Source organism: Methylobacterium sp. CCH7-A2, assembly GCF_001557075.1.
In the GTDB taxonomy this organism is placed as follows: domain Bacteria; phylum Pseudomonadota; class Alphaproteobacteria; order Rhizobiales; family Beijerinckiaceae; genus Allobosea; species Allobosea massiliensis.
Window position 1 is genome coordinate 1 of record NZ_LSKN01000196.1, and the last position, 16,826, is coordinate 16,826.

The window sequence follows — 16,826 nt, forward strand, 5'->3', positions numbered from 1 at the left end:
GAACCCCTCTCCTGTAAGGAGAGGGGCAGGGGTGAGGTGTCGGCCCCTGGACCAGATTTCTGCCGCAGCCCGCTATCGTTTCACTGGTTTGCCGTCCGGCCCTCACCCCTGCCCCTCTCCCACACGGGAGAGGGGTTCCCCGCGCCTCTCCTTGCCGGATCAGAGCCTTGTCCATGTCCCACGACGCCTATCCCGACGCGCAGATCCGTCAGATTCTCAAGGACACCAAGCGCATCGCGCTGGTCGGCGCCTCAGCGAACGAGGCGCGGCCTTCCTGGATCGTGACGAAATACCTGCTCGACCGGGGCTACGACGTCATCCCCGTCAATCCCGGCCTCGCCGGCCAAACGCTGCTGGGCAAGACCGTTTACGCGTCGCTGAAGGACATCCCCGGTCCCGTCGACATGGTCGAGATCTTCCGCAACTCGGAAGCCGCCGGGCCGCTCACCGACGAGGCGCTGACGCTCGATCCGCTGCCGAAGGTGATCTGGATGCAGCTCTCCGTGCGCAATGACGAGGCGGCGGCGAAGGCCGAGGCCAAGGGCGTCGCCGTGATCATGAACCGCTGCCCCAAGATCGAGTATGGCCGCCTCTCGGGCGAGATCGGCTGGCAGGGCATCAACTCGCGCATCCTGTCGTCGAAGAAGCCGGTGCTCGCCGGCAAGGGCTTCCAGAAACTGACGATCCACCGCCCGGGGACGTGAGGATCCGCGCGGTCGATGAATTGACGCTGCCGGGGTCGTTCGATAAAACGAACGCAATGTCTCGCATTCAGAAGATCGCAGGGAGTAGACGATGACCGACCGCGCACCCGGTTTCCACACGCTCGCCATCCATGCCGGCGCCGCGCCGGATGCGGCCACCGGCGCGCGCGCCACGCCGATCTACCAGACGACCTCCTTCGTCTTCGACGATGTCGACCATGCCGCCTCGCTGTTCGGGCTGCAGGCCTTCGGCAACATCTACACCCGCATCGGCAACCCGACCAATGCGGTGCTGGAGGAGCGCGTCGCGGCGCTGGAAGGCGGCACGGCCGCGCTCGCCGTCGCCTCGGGCCATGCCGCCGAGTTCCTGACCTTCCATGCGCTGCTGCAGCCGGGCGACGAGTTCGTCGCCGCCAAGAAGCTCTATGGCGGCTCGATCAACCAGTTCAACCACTCCTACAAGAACTTCGGCTGGAACGTGATCTGGGCCGATTCGGACGATCTCGAGGCCTTCGCCGCCGCGGTGACGCCGAAGACCAAGGCGATCTTCATCGAATCCATCGCCAATCCGGGCGGCGTGATCGTCGACATCGCCGGCATCTCGAAGATCGCGAAGAAGCACAACATCCCGCTGATCGTCGACAACACCATGGCGACGCCCTACCTGATCCGCCCCTTCGAGCATGGCGCCGACATCGTGGTGCATTCGCTGACCAAGTTCCTCGGCGGCCACGGCAACTCGATCGGCGGCATCATCGTCGATGGCGGCTCGTTCAACTGGGTCGGCGACGACCGCTACCCGATGCTCTCCAAGCCGCGGCCGGAATATAACGGCATGGTGCTGGGCGAGACCTTCGGCAATTTCGCCTTCGCCATCGCGACCCGCGTGCTGGGCCTGCGCGACATGGGCCCGGCGCTCTCGCCCTTCAACGCCTTCATGATCCTGACCGGCATCGAGACGCTGCCGCTGCGCATGCAGCGCCATTGCGAGAGCGCGCTGGCGGTCGCGACGCATCTTTCGAAGCATCCGGCGGTGGAATGGGTCAGCTATCCGGGCCTGCCCGGCGACAAGTATCATGAGCTGGCGAAGCGCTATTCGCCGAAGGGCGCCGGCGCGGTCTTCACCTTCGGGCTGAAGGGCGGCTACGACGCCGGCGTCAAGCTCGTCACCGAGCTCAAGCTGTTCTCGCATCTCGCCAATATCGGCGACACGCGCTCGCTGGTCATACACCCGGCCTCGACCACGCATCGCCAGCTCAGCGACGAGCAGAAGACGGCATCCGGCGCCGGCCCGCAGGTGATCCGCCTGTCGATCGGGCTGGAGGACGTGCAGGATCTGATCGACGATCTGGATCAAGCGCTGGCCTGATCTTCGTCAATAGCCACGCCGTCATTCCGGGGCGCCCGCAGGGCGAGCCCGGAACCCATAACCGCAGGCGGCTGCAGAAAGCACGCGGCCGCCGGTCGCCTTTCCTTGGGTGCTCGGCGGTCATGGGTTCCGGGCTCATTGCTTCGCAATGCCCCGAGCATGACGGCGCGGTTCACCCCCGCGAGGCGCCCTCGTTGCGCGTCACATGCACCACGCCCATCGCCAGCACGAGGAAGCCGAGCGCCTGGTGGGCGAGCCCGGCCCAGAGCGGCACGACCAGCAGCAGCGTGACGATGCCCAGCACGGCCTGGCTCAGCGTCAGGCCGGCGAGAGCGGTCGCGCGCTTGGCCCCGCCCGAGCCCGGCGCCGCCCTGCGCAGCGAGAGCATGTGCCAGAGCGCCAGCGCCAGCAGCAGATAGGCGCCGATGCGGTGGTTGAACTGCACGAGAGCGGCGTTGTCGACGAAATTCTCCCAGAAGGCGGGCCGCACGAACAGCGTCTCGACGCCAGGCACCAGCGCGCCGTCCATCAGCGGCCAGGTGTTGTAGACGAAGCCGGCGCGCGAGCCGGCGACGAGCCCGCCGAGCGCGATCTGCCCGAAGAGCAGCGCCAGCAGCAGCCAGGCCATGCCCCGGCCCTGCGCCGGTTCGGCCCGACGCGGCGGGGTCAGGAATGTCGCGAAGGCGACGACGGAGGCGAAGAAGAGCGCGGCGAAGGTCAGATGCAGCGTCAGCTTGACCGGCGCGACCGCGATCATGCCGGGCTGCAGGCCGGACGCCACCATGATCCAGCCGATCGTGCCCTGCAGGCCGAGCAGCAGCCCCATGCCGAAGAGCACCAGGGTCTGGCGCCAGGACAGCAGCCGCAGGCCTGCGACAACCAGGAAGCCGCCGAGATAGACCAGGCCGATGAAGCGGCCGAGCTGGCGGTGGCCCCATTCCCACCAGTAGATGAACTGGAACTCGCCGAGGCTCATGCCCTGGTTCAGCAGCTGGTATTGCGGGCTGGCGCGGTATTTCGCGAATTCACTCGCCCAGGCCTCGGCCGAGAGCGGCGGCAGGGCGCCGGTGATCGGCTTCCATTCCGTGATCGAGAGGCCGGAGCCCGTCAGCCGCGTCGCGCCGCCGACGACGACCATGACGAAGACCAGCGCCGCCACGGCCCAGAGCCAGCGCCTGACCCCGGCATGCTGGCCGCCCTGCAGGATGATCGAGGGGTGTCTGTCGAGAGCGATCGTCACGGAAGCGGGGCCTTCGGTCGCATCGGATTGGCTTCACAAGCGCGGGAGCAGGTGACAGATAGTCGGCGCGCCGGGAGCCGACAACGCCCGCATTGCCGCAGGCCGGCGCCCGCGCCGAGAACCAGGACGAGACCGCCCGATGAGACAAACCCACCGCAAGCTGATCGGCGCCGTCGTCATCATCGTCTTCGTCTGCGTCTACGCTCTCGTCGCCATGGCGCTGGCGCAGGGGCGCATCACCGAGGCGCCGAAATTAGTCCAGACGATCGCCTATATCGCGCTCGGCCTGGTCTGGGTGCTGCCGCTGCTGCCGCTGATCAAGTGGATGGAGCGGAAGGACCGGGTCTGAAGCGCGCACCCGTCATGCTCGCCCTTGTGGCGAGCATCCACGTCTTGAACTCAGGTCCCGACCAGCAAAGACGTGGATGGTCGGGACAAGCCCGACCATGACGTCCGGCGCTATTCGGCGTTCACCCGCCGCCCCCGGTTCCAGAGCCAGAACGGCAACCCGGACAGCAGCGCCCTTACGGCCGCCTCGCTCTGGTGCAGCCCGTTGAGCGAGACGCGCGGCAAAGCGTGGAGGTGGTCGGCATGCTCCGCGAAGAGATGGCCCGGCCGCGTCGTCACCGCGCTGGCGAAGCCTGCCGCCTTCGCCATGGCGAACTCCCGCGGACCGGCCGAGGTGGGGTCGCCGACCGGATAGGCGAAGTGGCGGATGGGGAGGCCAAGCTCGGCCTCGATCCGGGTTCTGCTCTCGGTGATCTCGGCGTGGGCGAAGGCCTCGTCATGCTTGGCCAGCATCGGATGCGTCAGCGTGTGGGCGCCGATGGTGACGCCCGGCGCGCCGGCCAAAGCGCGCAGCGTCTCCCAGGGCAGGCATTCGCGCTCCACGAGCGCGGCGGAATCCATGCCGGCCTGGGCCATGAGATCGGAAATCGCCGACAGCAGAATCGCTTCCGGCTGTTTGCGCAGACGCCAGTAGAGCGTCTCAAAAGCGCGCTGCTTGCCGGCTTCGCTGGCCGTCCTGGCCGTGAAGGGGCCGTCTGGCAGGGAAAGCGAGAGCGCCGGCAGCGCGCGGATCGCCTCCTCCAGTTCCAGCCACCAGAGCCGCGCGGTGCGGTCGGCGAAGCCCGGCGTGACGAAGAGCGTCCACGGCGCGTGATGCTTCGCCAGCACCGGCCAGGCGTGCTCGACATTGTCGCGATAGCCGTCGTCGAAGGTCAGCGCGACGAAGACGCGGCCCGGGCGCGGTGCCGCCAGCCGAACGAGCGCTTCGTCCAGCGACACCAGATCATAGCCCTCGGCGCGGATCAGGGCGAGCGTGCGGTCGAGGAAGTCGGGCGTGATCTCGAGCAGGCCATTGGGCCGGAAGCCGCCCGCGCCTCGCGGCCGGACATGATGCAGCGTCAGGATGACGCCGCGGCCCTGCGCGAGGCCCCTGCCCCAGCGGTCGGCGCCTGTGGCCGCGATCGCCCTGAAGACGGCGGAGAAGGCAAGGTGGCGCAGGTTCATCTGTCCGTTCCGCGGCAACCGCCCGCTAACGCTGTTGTCCGATGGCGGCGCCATCGCGAGCGATCTCGGGCGATCTTGGCCAGTCCGTTCACAATAGCGGGTTAAGGAGGCGGCATCGCCGTTGCTCCCGAGGCTTTCAGATCCATGTCAGCGCTCGTCGAACAGAGTCCATCCGCCCCCCCTCGCCTCGCCGATCAGCCGGTCGCGCGCGAGGCCGGCGTCACGAGAGGCTGGGCCAGCCTGTCGGTGGTCGCGGACATCGCGGCGCTGGCCGAGGATTGGCAGTGGCTCGAGCAGCGCGCCCTGGTCACGCCCTACCAGGCCCATGGCTGGGTGCGCGCCTTCGCGGAAACGGTCGGCCGGGCCGAGCGCATGGTGTTCCGCCATGCGGTGCTGCGCGGCGCGACCGGCGAACCGCTGGCGATCCTGCCGCTCGTCATCACGCGCCGCAATGGCATCCGCTTCGCCGAATTCATCGGCGGCAAGCATGCCAACTATCATATGGGGCTCTACGACCCGGCCTTCGCCGCCGGGCTGGACGCTGCCGCCGCGCGGCTGATGCTGGCCGAGATCGGGGCGGCCATCGGCGGGCTCGACGCCTTCATCTTCGTCAACCAGCCGACGCAGTGGCAGGGTGTGCCGAACCCGCTGGCCCAGCTCGCCGGCGGCCCGAGCCCGAGCGGAGCCTACAAGCTCGCCCTCACGCCCGGCGATGCCGAGGGTTCGCTGCGGCGCTCGATGAGCAGCCACGCCCACAAGAAGCTCAAGAACAAGCGCAACCGTTTCCAGGCCTATGGTCCCTCCGAAGTGGTGCGGGCCCGGACGCCGGAGGAAATCGCCCGCGTCATCGACGCCTTCTTGCGCCAGAAGGCGGCGCGTTTCGCGATGATGGGCATCGCCGATCCGTTCGCACCGCCCGCGGTGCGCCGCTTCATCGAGCGCGGCGCCCGGGCGGAGGGCGAGACCGCGCCGACGCTGGAGCTCTATTCCCTCGATGTCGGGGGACAGTCGGTCGCGACCTATGTCGGCGCCGTACAGGGCGCGCGCTTCTCTGGCATGGCGACCTCCTTCGACATGGACAGCGAGGCCGCCAAGAGCAGCCCGGGCGAGATCCTGCTGGTCGAGCTGATCAAGCTGAAATGCCGGGAGGGCGTCACGGTCTTCGATCTCGGCGTCGGCGAGGCGCGCTACAAGACGACGATCTGCGACGAACGCGACGATCTCGTCGATACCTTCCTGCCGCTGACGGCCAAGGGACGGGCGTTTGCCCTGTTCAGCCGGGCCAAACGCGAGGTCAAGCGACGCATCAAGGCCTCGCCGACAGCGCTGAAGCTCGCGCACCGCATCTCGGGCTGGCTGCGGCGCGGGCGCAAGCCCGCCGCCGAGGAGTAGCCGCCGTCAGAGCGGCGCGGGGTCGCGCTCGCGCAGCTCGCCCATTCGCGCCGGCTCGGGCGCATCGAGGATCAGCGTCACTGGCGTCTTGGTGAGATCGGCCAGGCGGTAGGCCGCCTCGACGGCATGGCCGTTGCCGAGCTGGCCGGCCATGACGAGCCCGCCCTGGGCGCGCTTCGCCAGCGGCGCGAGCACCGTGGATTCGTCGTTGGAGGCAGCGGCGACGAAGACCCAGTCATAGGTCTCGCAGAGCGCGTCCAGCGCGACCTCGACGAGGTCGGGCGCCGCCAGGACCGCGTCGCGGCCCGCGCGCCCGGGACCGATGCGATGCAGCCGCGAGCCGGTCTGGCGGGTGATGATGTCGGAGAACAACGCCTCGCCGGCGAGCAGCTCGGAGAAACCGGGCTGGCTGCGCCCTTCGTCGGCCGCGAGATCGACGATGATGCAGCGGCAGCGCTGGGAGAGCAGATCGGCGAGATCATGCGGGGTGGTCGCGCCCTCGCCCGCCCCGTCGAGCACGAGCACCATCGGCGCCATGCCGCGCGCCGGCTCCTCGATGCGCTCGGCGAGATCGGCCAGGGTCTGCTCGGGATGGACGAGATCGATCGTGACCTGGCCCAGCCGCCCGCCATGGGTGAGCAGGCCGGCGACGCGCTCGCGCCTCGTGTCGGTCTGCGGCTCCTCGCGGCGCGGCGCCCCCGTGGTCCCGCCGCCGACCCAGCCCGGCGTGCGGCGCGACCCCGAAGCCGGCACATCGCGCTGCCCGTTCAGCAATTCGCGCGAGACGACTGTCGCCAGCGAGACCAGGAAGGTCGCGAGCGTCGCCACCAGCACCGTCGGCAGCTTCTTCGGGAAGGACGGCTCGGTCGGCTCGATGGCGCGGGAGATGACGCGGGCATCGGCGGGCGTGGCGTTCTGGGTGTCGCGGGCCACGGCCTCGCGGTAGCGCAGCATGTACTGCTCGAGCTGTTCGCGCAGCGCGCGCGCCTCGCGCTCCAGCGCGCGCAGCTGCACCTCGCTGTCATTGCCGGTCGAGACGCTCTTCTTCTGGCCGTCGAGGGCGGCGGTGAAGCTCTCGACGCGCTGGCCGGCGATCTTGGCCTCGTTCTCGAGCGTCCGGACGGCCCGTTCGGCCGCGGCGCGGAGCTGGCCCTCGAGATCGGCGAGCTGGGCGTTCAGCTCCTTGATGCGAGGATGCTCGGAGAGAAGGTTGCGGGATTCGAGCGCGATCTGGGCGCGCAGATTGACACGCTGTTCGATCAGCCGGCGCACCAACTCGTTGTTGGCGACGTCGGGGATTTCGAAGGTGCGGCCCTGCTTGATCGCCTCGCGGATCAGGCCGGCCTTCGCCTGCGCCTCGGCCTGCTGGCTGCGGGCGGCGGAGAGCTGAGCCGAGAGATCACCGAGCTGCTGGGCGTTGATCGTGGTGTTGTTGCTGCCGACGAGCAGCCCGTTGCGGGAGCGGAAGGCCTCAACCTTGGCCTCGGCCTCGGTGACGCGCTGGCGCAGCGGCTCGATCGTGGTCGAGAGCCAGGAGGAGGCGCTGCGGGCGGAGTCCTGCTTCGCCGCCTCCTGCAGCTCGAGATAGACATTGGCGATGATGTTGGCGCCCTTGGCCGCCAGCGCCGGATCCTGCGAGGTGAACTCGACCGCGACGATGCGCGAACGGCCCACCGGATAGACCAGCAGCCGGTCGTAGTACTTCTCCAGCACCCGATCCTCCGGCGAGCGGTCGGCCGGATGGCCGCCGAGCCCGACAAGGACGCCGATCTTGCGCAGCGCGTTCAGCGCGCCGGCGCCGGAATCGAATTCGGGATTGCCGACGAGCCCGATGCGCTTGATCGCCTCGCGGGCGAGATCCCGCGACATGATGATCTGGACCTGGCTTTGCACGGCCTCGGAATCGAACTGGGCCGAAGCATCGGCGGACTGGCCGGGCAGCGCGAAGAAGGTGCCGCGGTTCTCGAGCAGGATGCGCGCCTCGCCGGTGTAACGCGGCGAGACCAGGTTCACGGCAACGAAGGACAGGCCGAGCACGGCGAGCGTCGGGCCGATGATCCAGCCGCGGCGGCGCTTGACCGCCTCCCACAGCGCGGAGAGATCGAGCATCTCGCCGCGACCGTCGTCGCGCGCCGCCGGCTCACGCAGATCATCCCTGACGAGGCTCTCGGTGTGAGCGGTCATGACCCATCCATTCACGCAAAACGCACGCGCCCCGGACAGGACGCGGAAGGGATGAAAGCGCAGTAAGGTTATTGCCGGGTTAAGCGCCGGCGCGCGCCTTCGTCCCGAAGCGGCGCGAAAGCGCTCGCCCGGAAGCTTTTCTTAACCATATCGCGCCCATGCTTTGCGCAGCTTCGCATGGGTATCGCTTGTGATGAGTCGTCGTCTCGCCCCTCTCGCACTGGCCATCGCCATGACGGCCGGCGCCTGCGCGCCGCGCGTCGGCCCTTCGGAATACGCCCTGGCCCAGCCTGCCGGCCCCTACCGCCTCGCCAGCGGCGACCGGCTGCGCATCATCGTCTTCGGACAGGACAATCTCTCGAACATCTATGCCGTCGATGGCTCGGGCCGGATCGCGATGCCGCTGATCGACACCGTCGAGGCGCAGGGCCGGACCACGCAGCAGCTCGAACGGGCGATCGAGGGCAAGCTGCGCGCCGGCTTCCTGCGCGAGCCCAAGGTCTCGGTCGAGGTCGACACCTACCGACCTTTCTTCGTCCTCGGCGAAGTCACCAATTCGGGCCAGTTTCCCTACGTCCACGGCATGACCGTGCAGACCGCGGTGGCGATCGCGGGCGGCTTCACCCCTCGCGGCCAGCGCAGCAGCGCGGAGGTGACCCGGCAGATCGACGACCGGCTCGTGACCGCGAGCGTCCCGATCACCTATCCGGTGCAGCCGGGCGACACGATCGTGATCAAGGAACGCTGGTTCTGAGCCTGCGCGGAGAACCCCGATGACGGATGCCGCGCGGCTGCGGATCCTTCACGTCTTCCGGGCGCCGCTCGGCGGACTGTTCCGGCATGTCCTCGACCTCGCCCGCGGCCAGGCGGAGCGAGGCCATGAGGTCGGCATCTTCTGCGATGCCAGCACGGGCGGGACACGCGCCGACGCGGTTTTCGCCGAGTTGTCGGGCCGGCTCTCGCTGGGCATCACACGCGTGCCGATGTCGCGCTATCCGAGCCTCACCGATGCGCGCGCGCAGTTCTCCGCCATCGCACTGCGCCGCGAGCTGGCGCCGGACGTGGTGCACTGCCACGGTTCCAAGGGCGGGGTCTATGGGCGAATGCCTGCGCTCATCAGCCCCGGGCGGCGCTACATCACCGCCTATACGCCTCATGGCGGCAGCTTCAACTACAAGCCCGGGAGTACCGAGCATAAGGTCTACATGGCGGTCGAGCGGCTGCTCGAACGCGCCACAGACATCTTCCTGTTCGAGAGCCGCTTCATCGCCGGGCGCTTCGAGGCCTCTATCGGCCACGAACCCAGGACGGACCACCGCATCGTCCTCAACGGCGTGTCCGACCCCGAATTCGAGCCGATCGACCACAGCGAGGCGGCCTTCGACCTCGTCTATCTCGGGGAGTTGCGCTCGGCCAAGGGCATCGACACGCTGATCGAAGCGCTCGGCCTGCTGAAGACGCGGGACAGGCTGACGCCGCGCATCCTGATCGTCGGCTCGGGGCCCGACGAGGCGGAACTGCGCTCGCTGACCATCGCCCGCGGCGTCGCTGCGCAATGCGTGTTCGAGCCGCCCGGTCCGATCCGGCAGGCGCTGTCTCGCGCGCGCGTCATGGTGGTGCCGTCGCGGGCGGAATCGCTGCCCTATGTCGTGCTGGAGGCGGCGGCGGCGGCGCAGCCGCTCGTCGCCACCGATGTCGGCGGCATCAACGAGATCTACGGACCACGCCATCGCCACCGGCTGATCCCGCCCGACGACGCCCCCATCCTCGCGGCGGCGATCGCCAAGCTGCTGGCAGCGCCGGAAGCCGATCGCGCGGCCGAGGCCGCCGATCTCGCGGCGCATGTGCGCGAGAATTTCCGTCTCGCGCCGATGATCGACGGCGTGCTCGACGCCTATCGCGACGCGCTGGCGAAACGCGCAGGCGGCTGAGCCGTCAGAGCGATTTCAGTGCGACGACGCCGACCACGACCAGAACGATCCCGGCCCAGCCGCTCGGCCTGATGCGCTGGCCGAAGGCTAAGGCGCCGACGAGGGCGGTGATCACCAGCCCCGCTCCGCCCCAGACGGCGTAGGCCACCGAGAGGTCCATGCCGCGGATCGCCTGGGCGAGAGCGGCGAAGGCCCCGATGACCAGCAGGATACCGATCGCTCCCGGGAGACGCCGGCGCAGCCCGTCCGACAGCTTGAGCAGGCAGGACCCGGCAACTTCGAGGACCACCGCCAGAGCGAGCCACGCGATGGCCAGCCATTGCGGCAACAGGGCGGAGGTCATGCGAGCCTCCCCTGGTGCGGCGCAGCGGCATCGGGACTTTCGCCGACGCCGCGCTCGAGCAGCAGGATGCCGGCGAGGATCGCGGCCAGGGCTGCGACGCGCCCCGGCGTGAGATGCTCGCCGAAGAGGAGATGGCCGATCAAGGCGATGCCGACGATGCCCAAGCCCTCCCAGACCGCATAGGCGACGGCGAGCGGGATGACCCGCAGAGCGACGCTGAGCAGCGCGAAGGAGAGACCGATGAGAAGGAGTGGCAGGAACGCGACCAGCCAGGATTCGGACACGACGGATTTCAGCGCGGCCGTCGCGACGATCTCGACGGCGATGGCCGCGAGCAGGAAGAACCAATGGGAAGACATGAAGCACACGGGCCGATCGGGCGGCGGCCATCGCGGGGGCGAGGCCGGAAGATCGGCAAAAGTTCGGGTTTGAAATCAGCGTCCGGAAGAACAGGCCACCGCAGGATAACCGCAAGGCATCACAGCGACGGGCGCGCCATCAGCACTCAGGCTGCAGCGGCAATCGCCTAGAAATATGCTTCTCAGACACTCATCACAGTTGGATATAGCCTCGCGATTGCATTTCGTCAACCTTTCATCACTTTACAGGCACCGAACCCAGTCTGGATCGAAGGCATTTCGTCGGCTCAAAACCTGGATCAATACCTTGTCAGACCAAGACAATTCCGGCTTTCCCAAGCCGGCGAAAAGCGAGGCCCGCGGGATGGCCTCCCGCAGCCCGCCTTCCTGACCACGCTCCGGGAAACAGCGATGCGTCCGATTAAGCCTTCCGTGAGCATTTTCCGGTAGGCCAGCGGCAAGATCGGCGGGCCGGCGAAGATCGCGTCCGGCGGTGCCGACCGCGACGGGGATGTGACGTCATGGGTGCCTTCGATGTCCGCGACCTGATGAAGGCGGATGCCGCCGCCTCGGCGACGCCCGACATGTTCGGGCCGGCCCGAAGCGGGACACGCGTGTTCCATCCTCTGGCCGAGCGCATTGCCGCGATCCCGGTCAAGCCGACGCTGTCGCCGGTGATGATCGAGGGGCTGGTTCGCCTGCTCGACGTGCTGGCCGTGGTGGGGGCCGGCGGCCTGATCTACTGGCTCTACGCCGCGGGCACGACCGAGAGCATCCTGCCCTACCAGATCACGATTCCCGCGCTCGCTGTGGGCGCGCTCGCCACCTTCCAGGCGCTGCATCTCTACCATGTCGGTGCGCTCAGGAACTTCATCGCCATGGCGGTGCGGCTCGCCAGCGGCTGGACCCTGCTGTTCCTAATCACGCTGGCCGCCTTCTTCTTCCTCAAGATCGGCGATCAGGTCTCGCGCGTCTGGCTGCTGGGCTTCTACAGCGTCGGCGCGGCGGCATTGCTGGGCGAGCGTCTGGCGGTGACGCTGGCCGTGCGGCATCTGACGCGCTCGGGGCGGCTCGAGCGACGCACTGCCATCGTCGGCGGCGGCGAAGGCGGCGAAGCCCTGATCAAGGCGCTAGAGGCGCAGCGCGACACGGGCCTGCGCATCTGCGGCGTCTTCGACGACCGCAACGACGACCGCTCGCCCGACCTCGTCGCGGGCTATCCCAAGCTCGGCACGATCGACGACCTCGTCGAGTTCGCGCGGCGCACCAAGCTCGATCTCGTGATCTTCACCCTGCCGATCTCGGCCGAGGCGCGGCTTCTGGCGATGCTGCGCAAGCTCTGGGTGCTGCCGATCGACATCCGGCTCTCGGCGCATATGTCGAAGCTGCGCTTCCGGCCGCGCTCCTATTCCTATTTCGGCGCGGTGCCGGTGCTCGACGTCTTCGACCGGCCGATCGCCGATTGGGACATCGTCGTCAAATGGGCCTTCGATAAGGTCGTCGGCACGCTGGCGCTGATCCTGCTGTCACCGGTGATGCTGGCGACGGCGATCGCGATCAAGCTCGATTCGAAGGGGCCGGTGCTGTTCCGGCAGAAGCGCTACGGCTTCAACAACGAGCAGATCGAGGTCTTCAAGTTCCGCTCGCTCTATCACGAGATGACCGACCACACCGCCGCCAAGCAGGTGACGAAGGACGATCCGCGCGTCACCCGCGTCGGCCGCTTCATCCGCAAGACCTCGCTCGACGAGCTGCCCCAGCTCTTCAACGTCGTGTTCAAGGGCAATCTCTCGCTGGTCGGCCCGCGCCCGCATGCGCTGCATGCCACCGCCTCGAACCGCGCCTATGAGCAGGTGGTCGACGGCTATTTCGCGCGCCACAAGGTCAAGCCCGGCATCACCGGCTGGGCGCAGGTCAATGGCTGGCGCGGCGAGACCGACACCGAGGACAAGATCCAGCGCCGCGTCGAGCACGACCTCTACTACATCGAGAACTGGTCGGTGCTGCTCGACCTCTACATCCTGATCAAGACGCCCTTCTCGCTGATGACCAAGAGCGAGAACGCCTATTGAGCGCGCTCGCCGACAGGAGCGGCCAGGAGCCGGCACGACGCGGCCGGCTGCGCATCTCCTATGCGACGCTGAAGCGCGGCGTGCTCTGGCTGCTGACTGCCTGCAGCGGTCTCGCCCTGATCGAGCCCTCGCCCTATGAGGTCGTGTTCCTGCTCGCGCTGTTCGTCTTCGCGCTGACGGGGATCCGCTTCTCGCAGAAGCTGCTGCCGCTGGCGCTGCTGCTGCTGCTCTACAATATCGGCGGCACCTTCTCGCTGATCCCGTGGATGGACGATGCCGCGGCTGTGCGCTTCACCGCCGTCTCGGTCTATCTGATGATCACCGCCGTCTTCCTCGCCGGGATCATGGCGGAGGACCCTGTGGGGCGCCTGGAGACGCTGCGCCGGGGCTATCTGTTCGCCGCCTGGGGCGCGGGATTCGCGGGCATCCTCGGCTATTTCGACATCGCCGGCCTCGGCTCGATCTTCACGCTCTATGGCCGCGCCTCGGGCACCTTCAAGGACCCGAACGTGCTCGGGCCCTTCCTGGTGCTGCCGATCGTCTATCTGCTCCAGCATGTTCTGATCGGCCGGCTCGGCCTGATGCGGGGACTTCTGCTGATGAGCGTGCCGCTGGTCGCGCTGTTCCTGACGTTCTCGCGCGGCGCCTGGGGTAATCTGGTGGCCGCCACGCTGCTGATGGTGGCGCTGACCTTCCTGACGGCGCCGAGCGCGGCGCGACGGGCGCGCATCATCGGTCTCTCGCTGCTGGCGCTCGGCTTCGTGGTCGTCGCCCTGCTCTTCGCACTGTCCTTCGAGAACATTCGCAGCGTCTTCGAGGTGCGCGCCAACCTCGTGCAGGATTACGACGGCGGCGTCACGGGCCGCTTCGGCAACCAGCTGCGCTCGATTCCGCTGCTGCTGGACGAGCCCAACGGCTTCGGGCCGCTGCGCTTCCGCTGGCTGTTTCCGGAGGACCCGCACAACGTCTACATCAACGCCTTCGCCTCCTATGGCTGGCTCGGCGGCTTCTCCTGGCTGGCGCTGATGGCGGCAACCTGCCTCGTCGGCTGGCGGCTGGTGTTCCAGCGCACGCCGCGCCAGACCCATGCCATCGCGCTGTGGTCGGTGCTGTTCGTCACGATCCTGCAGGGGATGCAGATCGATACCGACCATTGGCGTCATATGTATCTGATGCTGGGTCTCGTCTGGGGGCTCGCCGCCCTCCCCGCCGCGCCGCAGACGGCGCCTCAGCCGCGATCCTTGCGCACGACGACATAAGCGTAGGTCGTCACGAAATCCCAGCCGATCTTCGCCGCCAGCGCGTTGAAGCCGTGGTCGATCTGCTTCAGCCCGGGCATCCGGTCGAAATAGCCGTGTCCCCAGAAGCGCTGAATGTGGATGTCGGTGAAGCCGGCGCGGTTCAGCATCGGCGCGAGCGTCGCCCGGCTGCCGCGGCACCAGTCGTAATGGGCGGGAAACTTGGGATCGCCGCCGCCGTCCCGGCGCAGCGGGAAGAGCGCGTGGACGATGGCGCGCGAGGCCTTCTCCGGCAGCAGATGGTTGAGCGCGAAGACCGGGGCCCAGAGCGTCGGGAAGAAGGCGAGCGCAACGCCGCCCGGCGCCAGCAGAGCGTGGATGTTGGTCCAGGCGCGCTCGACATCCTCGACATGCTCGAAGACCATGCGCGAGACCATCAGATCATAGCCGCCGCGAGCGATGTCCGGTTCGGAAAGATCGCCCGCAATGTCGAAGCGCGCCGTCTTCAGGCCCGCCGGCGTCAATGCGAGTTCGCCCGCGTCGATGTCGTTGACGATGAGGTCGATGCCATGGCCGGCCGCCTGCTCGGCGGTAAAGAGCGGATCGCGGCCTCCGCCGATCTCGCAGACACGGCGCAGGCCGAACTGCCGCGCAAGGTTGAGAATCGTCGGCTCGTAATGGTCCCAGGCCCATTGCGAATGCCAGTCGGGCGCGAGTTCACGGAAAAAGCCCTCGACGGACCGGTTCGGGTTCGCATGAGCGCGCGAAGCAGGCCGGATCGGATCGGCCGTGACAGTCGCCAGTGACATGGTCTTCTCCGCCTGCTCGACCCTTGGGGAACGCTCAAAACAATGCTGATCTGCCCCGATAACCGCAATCACCGAGTGTTTCGACAGTTAATGGGCCCTGACATCGGCCGGTTTCGGCCAGCCTCGGCAAAGGTGCGGAACGAATGACGGGTCGCGCCCCAAAACAACCGACGCAAGCGGATTGCATCCGCGGAACACCGCCACTATAAGCCGACCCGTCGGAGCGTAGCGCAGCCCGGTTAGCGCACTTGTCTGGGGGACAAGGGGTCGGAGGTTCGAATCCTCTCGCTCCGACCATTTTTTGCCGATCCGCTTCCCCCTCCTCGCGGTCGGCCGTGATCCGGTTTGTCCACAGGCTCGCAGCGACCCTGCTCTTGCAGCGTCATGGAAATGACGAAACGTTAGCGCTCTGCTTCGCCGGAGCCCGTCGCCATGCCTGCGTCCCCGCGTTCCGTCTCGTTTGGCGTCTCAGGCCAAAAAGCGGTCCTGCTGCGGATGGTCATGGTGCTGACGATCGCCATGGCGATCGCGTTGCCACTGCTGAACTAAGCCGAGTTTTCAGGGCCTCTGCCGTCAAAACCCTGCGACGTCGCTCGTATCCCGACGCAATCGCAGGTAAGCTCTGCCATCAGCGTGCGAGAGAAGGACGAGAACGATGGTAGGGGACAACCGGGGACCGCGCGCCTGGCACGACGTCAACACCGTGCAGGAGGCACCGCGCGAGAAGCAGAAGTCGAGCGGACGCATCGCCGCCGAGGAGGCTGCCGCTCGCAAGAAGATCGAGGCGCTGCGCGCCCAGCGGCTGGCCAAGCAGGCCGCCGAGCCGCCGCCGGCACCGCCCGCGCCGAAGACGCCGCGGCGCAAGGCGGCGGCGCCGTCGGCCTGAGCGATCAAGGGCGGCGCGCGACGCCGCCCTTTGTCGTCGCGCTCGCCGCTCAGGCGGCAAACCAGCCTGCGAGCAGGTTGATGTCCGCCTGGGACAGGCCATGGCCCGCCGGCAGCGTGCGATGATCGACGCTCGCCCCATTGTCCGACAGCGTCCTGGCTAGCCGCCCGACATCGGCGGCCGGAACGATCGGGTCCATCGCACCGGAGAGGATCAGCACCCGCTTGCCGCTGAGATCCGCCTCGGGCGGCTCCGCGAAAGGCGACATCGCCCGCAGCAGCGCCGCTCCGGCCAGCACCTGCGGCCGCAGCAGCAGAAGGCTGGCTGCGATGTTGGCGCCGTTCGAAAAGCCGAGCGCGACCGGCTGGGCGAGGCCGTAGCGCTCCCGCGCCGTCTCGACGAAATCGGCGAGTTCATGGGCGCGCCGATGCAGGTCGTCCTCGTCGAACACGCCCTCGGACAAACGCCGGAAGAAGCGCGGCATCGGGCCTTCGAGCACCTTGCCGCGCGGCGAGAGTAGGGTCGCGCCTGGCGCCACCGCCCGGCCGAGGCCGAGCAGGTCGCGCTCGTCGCCGCCGGTGCCATGCAGCAGGAGGAGCGGCGACCGGGCGGCATCGGAGCCGGGCTCGTAGATGTGGACGAAGTCGGTGGTGGCGGTGGTGTCCATCGGACATCCTCCTTTCGAGAGCGGTGACACCGCCCTGCCCCGCCCGAAGGCGGAGCAGGGTGGCGTGTCAAATCGCGTTGAAGGTCGGGTCTGACGCAATCTCGCTGCAGCTTCGGTCAC

General features: G+C 68.1%; 16 protein-coding genes and 1 tRNA gene. 10 read left to right on the plus strand and 7 right to left on the minus strand.

The window, feature by feature from the left end:
• Nucleotides 1–173 precede the first annotated feature (173 nt).
• Nucleotides 174–704: a CoA-binding protein gene (locus tag AX750_RS14875; RefSeq protein ID WP_066721222.1), complete on the plus strand. Its 531-nt coding sequence runs from the start codon at nt 174–176 to the stop codon at nt 702–704.
• A 91-nt stretch (nt 705–795) separates the two neighbouring features.
• Nucleotides 796–2,073 (plus strand): O-acetylhomoserine aminocarboxypropyltransferase, encoded by a 1,278-nt coding sequence (locus tag AX750_RS14880; RefSeq protein WP_066721224.1) that lies wholly within the window; start codon nt 796–798, stop codon nt 2,071–2,073.
• Between the two features lie 172 nt (nt 2,074–2,245).
• Here AX750_RS14880 and AX750_RS14885 read toward each other — a convergent pair whose 3' ends face one another.
• Nucleotides 2,246–3,313 (minus strand): COX15/CtaA family protein, encoded by a 1,068-nt coding sequence (locus AX750_RS14885; RefSeq protein WP_280939907.1) that lies wholly within the window; start codon nt 3,311–3,313, stop codon nt 2,246–2,248.
• A 139-nt stretch (nt 3,314–3,452) separates the two neighbouring features.
• Here AX750_RS14885 and AX750_RS14890 point away from each other — a divergent pair, with 139 nt between their 5' ends.
• Nucleotides 3,453–3,662, plus strand: a complete 210-nt coding sequence (locus tag AX750_RS14890; protein ID WP_066721226.1) for a DUF2842 domain-containing protein — start codon at nt 3,453–3,455, stop codon at nt 3,660–3,662.
• 110 nt (nt 3,663–3,772) lie between these two features.
• Here the strand turns inward: AX750_RS14890 and AX750_RS14895 are convergent, their stop codons facing one another.
• Nucleotides 3,773–4,825 (minus strand): polysaccharide deacetylase family protein, encoded by a 1,053-nt coding sequence (locus AX750_RS14895; protein WP_066721228.1) that lies wholly within the window; start codon nt 4,823–4,825, stop codon nt 3,773–3,775.
• A gap of 144 nt (nt 4,826–4,969) precedes the next feature.
• On the opposite strand from AX750_RS14895, the gene AX750_RS14900 reads away from it, so the two are divergent.
• Entirely contained in the window at nt 4,970–6,217 is a 1,248-nt protein-coding gene (locus AX750_RS14900; protein ID WP_066721230.1) for a GNAT family N-acetyltransferase, read from the plus strand.
• A gap of 6 nt (nt 6,218–6,223) precedes the next feature.
• Here the strand turns inward: AX750_RS14900 and AX750_RS14905 are convergent, their stop codons facing one another.
• On the minus strand, nt 6,224–8,401 hold the full coding sequence (locus AX750_RS14905; RefSeq protein ID WP_067254594.1) for a GumC family protein: 2,178 nt from the start codon (nt 8,399–8,401) through the stop codon (nt 6,224–6,226).
• A gap of 193 nt (nt 8,402–8,594) precedes the next feature.
• Here AX750_RS14905 and AX750_RS14910 point away from each other — a divergent pair, with 193 nt between their 5' ends.
• Both AX750_RS14910 and AX750_RS14915 read left to right on the plus strand, forming a co-directional pair.
• Nucleotides 8,595–9,155, plus strand: a complete 561-nt coding sequence (locus AX750_RS14910) for a polysaccharide biosynthesis/export family protein (RefSeq protein ID WP_067254597.1) — start codon at nt 8,595–8,597, stop codon at nt 9,153–9,155.
• 19 nt (nt 9,156–9,174) lie between these two features.
• Nucleotides 9,175–10,332, plus strand: a complete 1,158-nt coding sequence (locus AX750_RS14915; protein WP_066735028.1) for a glycosyltransferase — start codon at nt 9,175–9,177, stop codon at nt 10,330–10,332.
• A gap of 4 nt (nt 10,333–10,336) precedes the next feature.
• On the opposite strand, the gene mdtI is transcribed toward AX750_RS14915, so the two are convergent.
• Both mdtI and AX750_RS14925 read right to left on the minus strand, forming a co-directional pair.
• On the minus strand, nt 10,337–10,675 hold the full coding sequence (mdtI, locus tag AX750_RS14920) for a multidrug/spermidine efflux SMR transporter subunit MdtI (RefSeq protein ID WP_156449782.1): 339 nt from the start codon (nt 10,673–10,675) through the stop codon (nt 10,337–10,339).
• Entirely contained in the window at nt 10,672–11,034 is a 363-nt protein-coding gene (locus tag AX750_RS14925) for a multidrug efflux SMR transporter (protein WP_066735030.1), read from the minus strand. Before AX750_RS14925 ends, mdtI begins: the two co-directional genes overlap by 4 nt.
• Nucleotides 11,035–11,555: 521 nt before the next feature.
• Between AX750_RS14925 and AX750_RS14930 the strand changes: the two genes are divergently transcribed.
• Both AX750_RS14930 and AX750_RS14935 read left to right on the plus strand, forming a co-directional pair.
• Nucleotides 11,556–13,106, plus strand: coding sequence for an undecaprenyl-phosphate glucose phosphotransferase (locus AX750_RS14930; protein ID WP_066735032.1), 1,551 nt, complete (start codon nt 11,556–11,558; stop codon nt 13,104–13,106).
• Nucleotides 13,103–14,365, plus strand: a complete 1,263-nt coding sequence (locus AX750_RS14935; protein WP_067254601.1) for an O-antigen ligase family protein — start codon at nt 13,103–13,105, stop codon at nt 14,363–14,365. The genes AX750_RS14930 and AX750_RS14935 overlap by 4 nt, the downstream gene beginning before the upstream one ends.
• Here AX750_RS14935 and AX750_RS14940 read toward each other — a convergent pair.
• Nucleotides 14,335–15,153, minus strand: coding sequence for a methyltransferase domain-containing protein (locus tag AX750_RS14940; protein WP_066735037.1), 819 nt, complete (start codon nt 15,151–15,153; stop codon nt 14,335–14,337). The two genes, AX750_RS14935 and AX750_RS14940, sit on opposite strands and share 31 nt — an antisense overlap.
• Nucleotides 15,154–15,372: 219 nt before the next feature.
• On the opposite strand from AX750_RS14940, the gene AX750_RS14945 reads away from it, so the two are divergent.
• Nucleotides 15,373–15,450: transfer RNA gene (locus AX750_RS14945), tRNA-Pro, on the plus strand.
• Nucleotides 15,451–15,808: 358 nt separating this feature from the next.
• A complete protein-coding gene (locus AX750_RS14950; protein WP_066735039.1) occupies nt 15,809–16,039 on the plus strand; it encodes a hypothetical protein in 231 nt (76 codons plus the stop codon).
• Between the two features lie 49 nt (nt 16,040–16,088).
• On the opposite strand, the gene AX750_RS14955 is transcribed toward AX750_RS14950, so the two are convergent.
• Entirely contained in the window at nt 16,089–16,706 is a 618-nt protein-coding gene (locus tag AX750_RS14955) for an alpha/beta hydrolase (protein ID WP_066735041.1), read from the minus strand.
• Nucleotides 16,707–16,826: the final 120 nt, after the last annotated feature.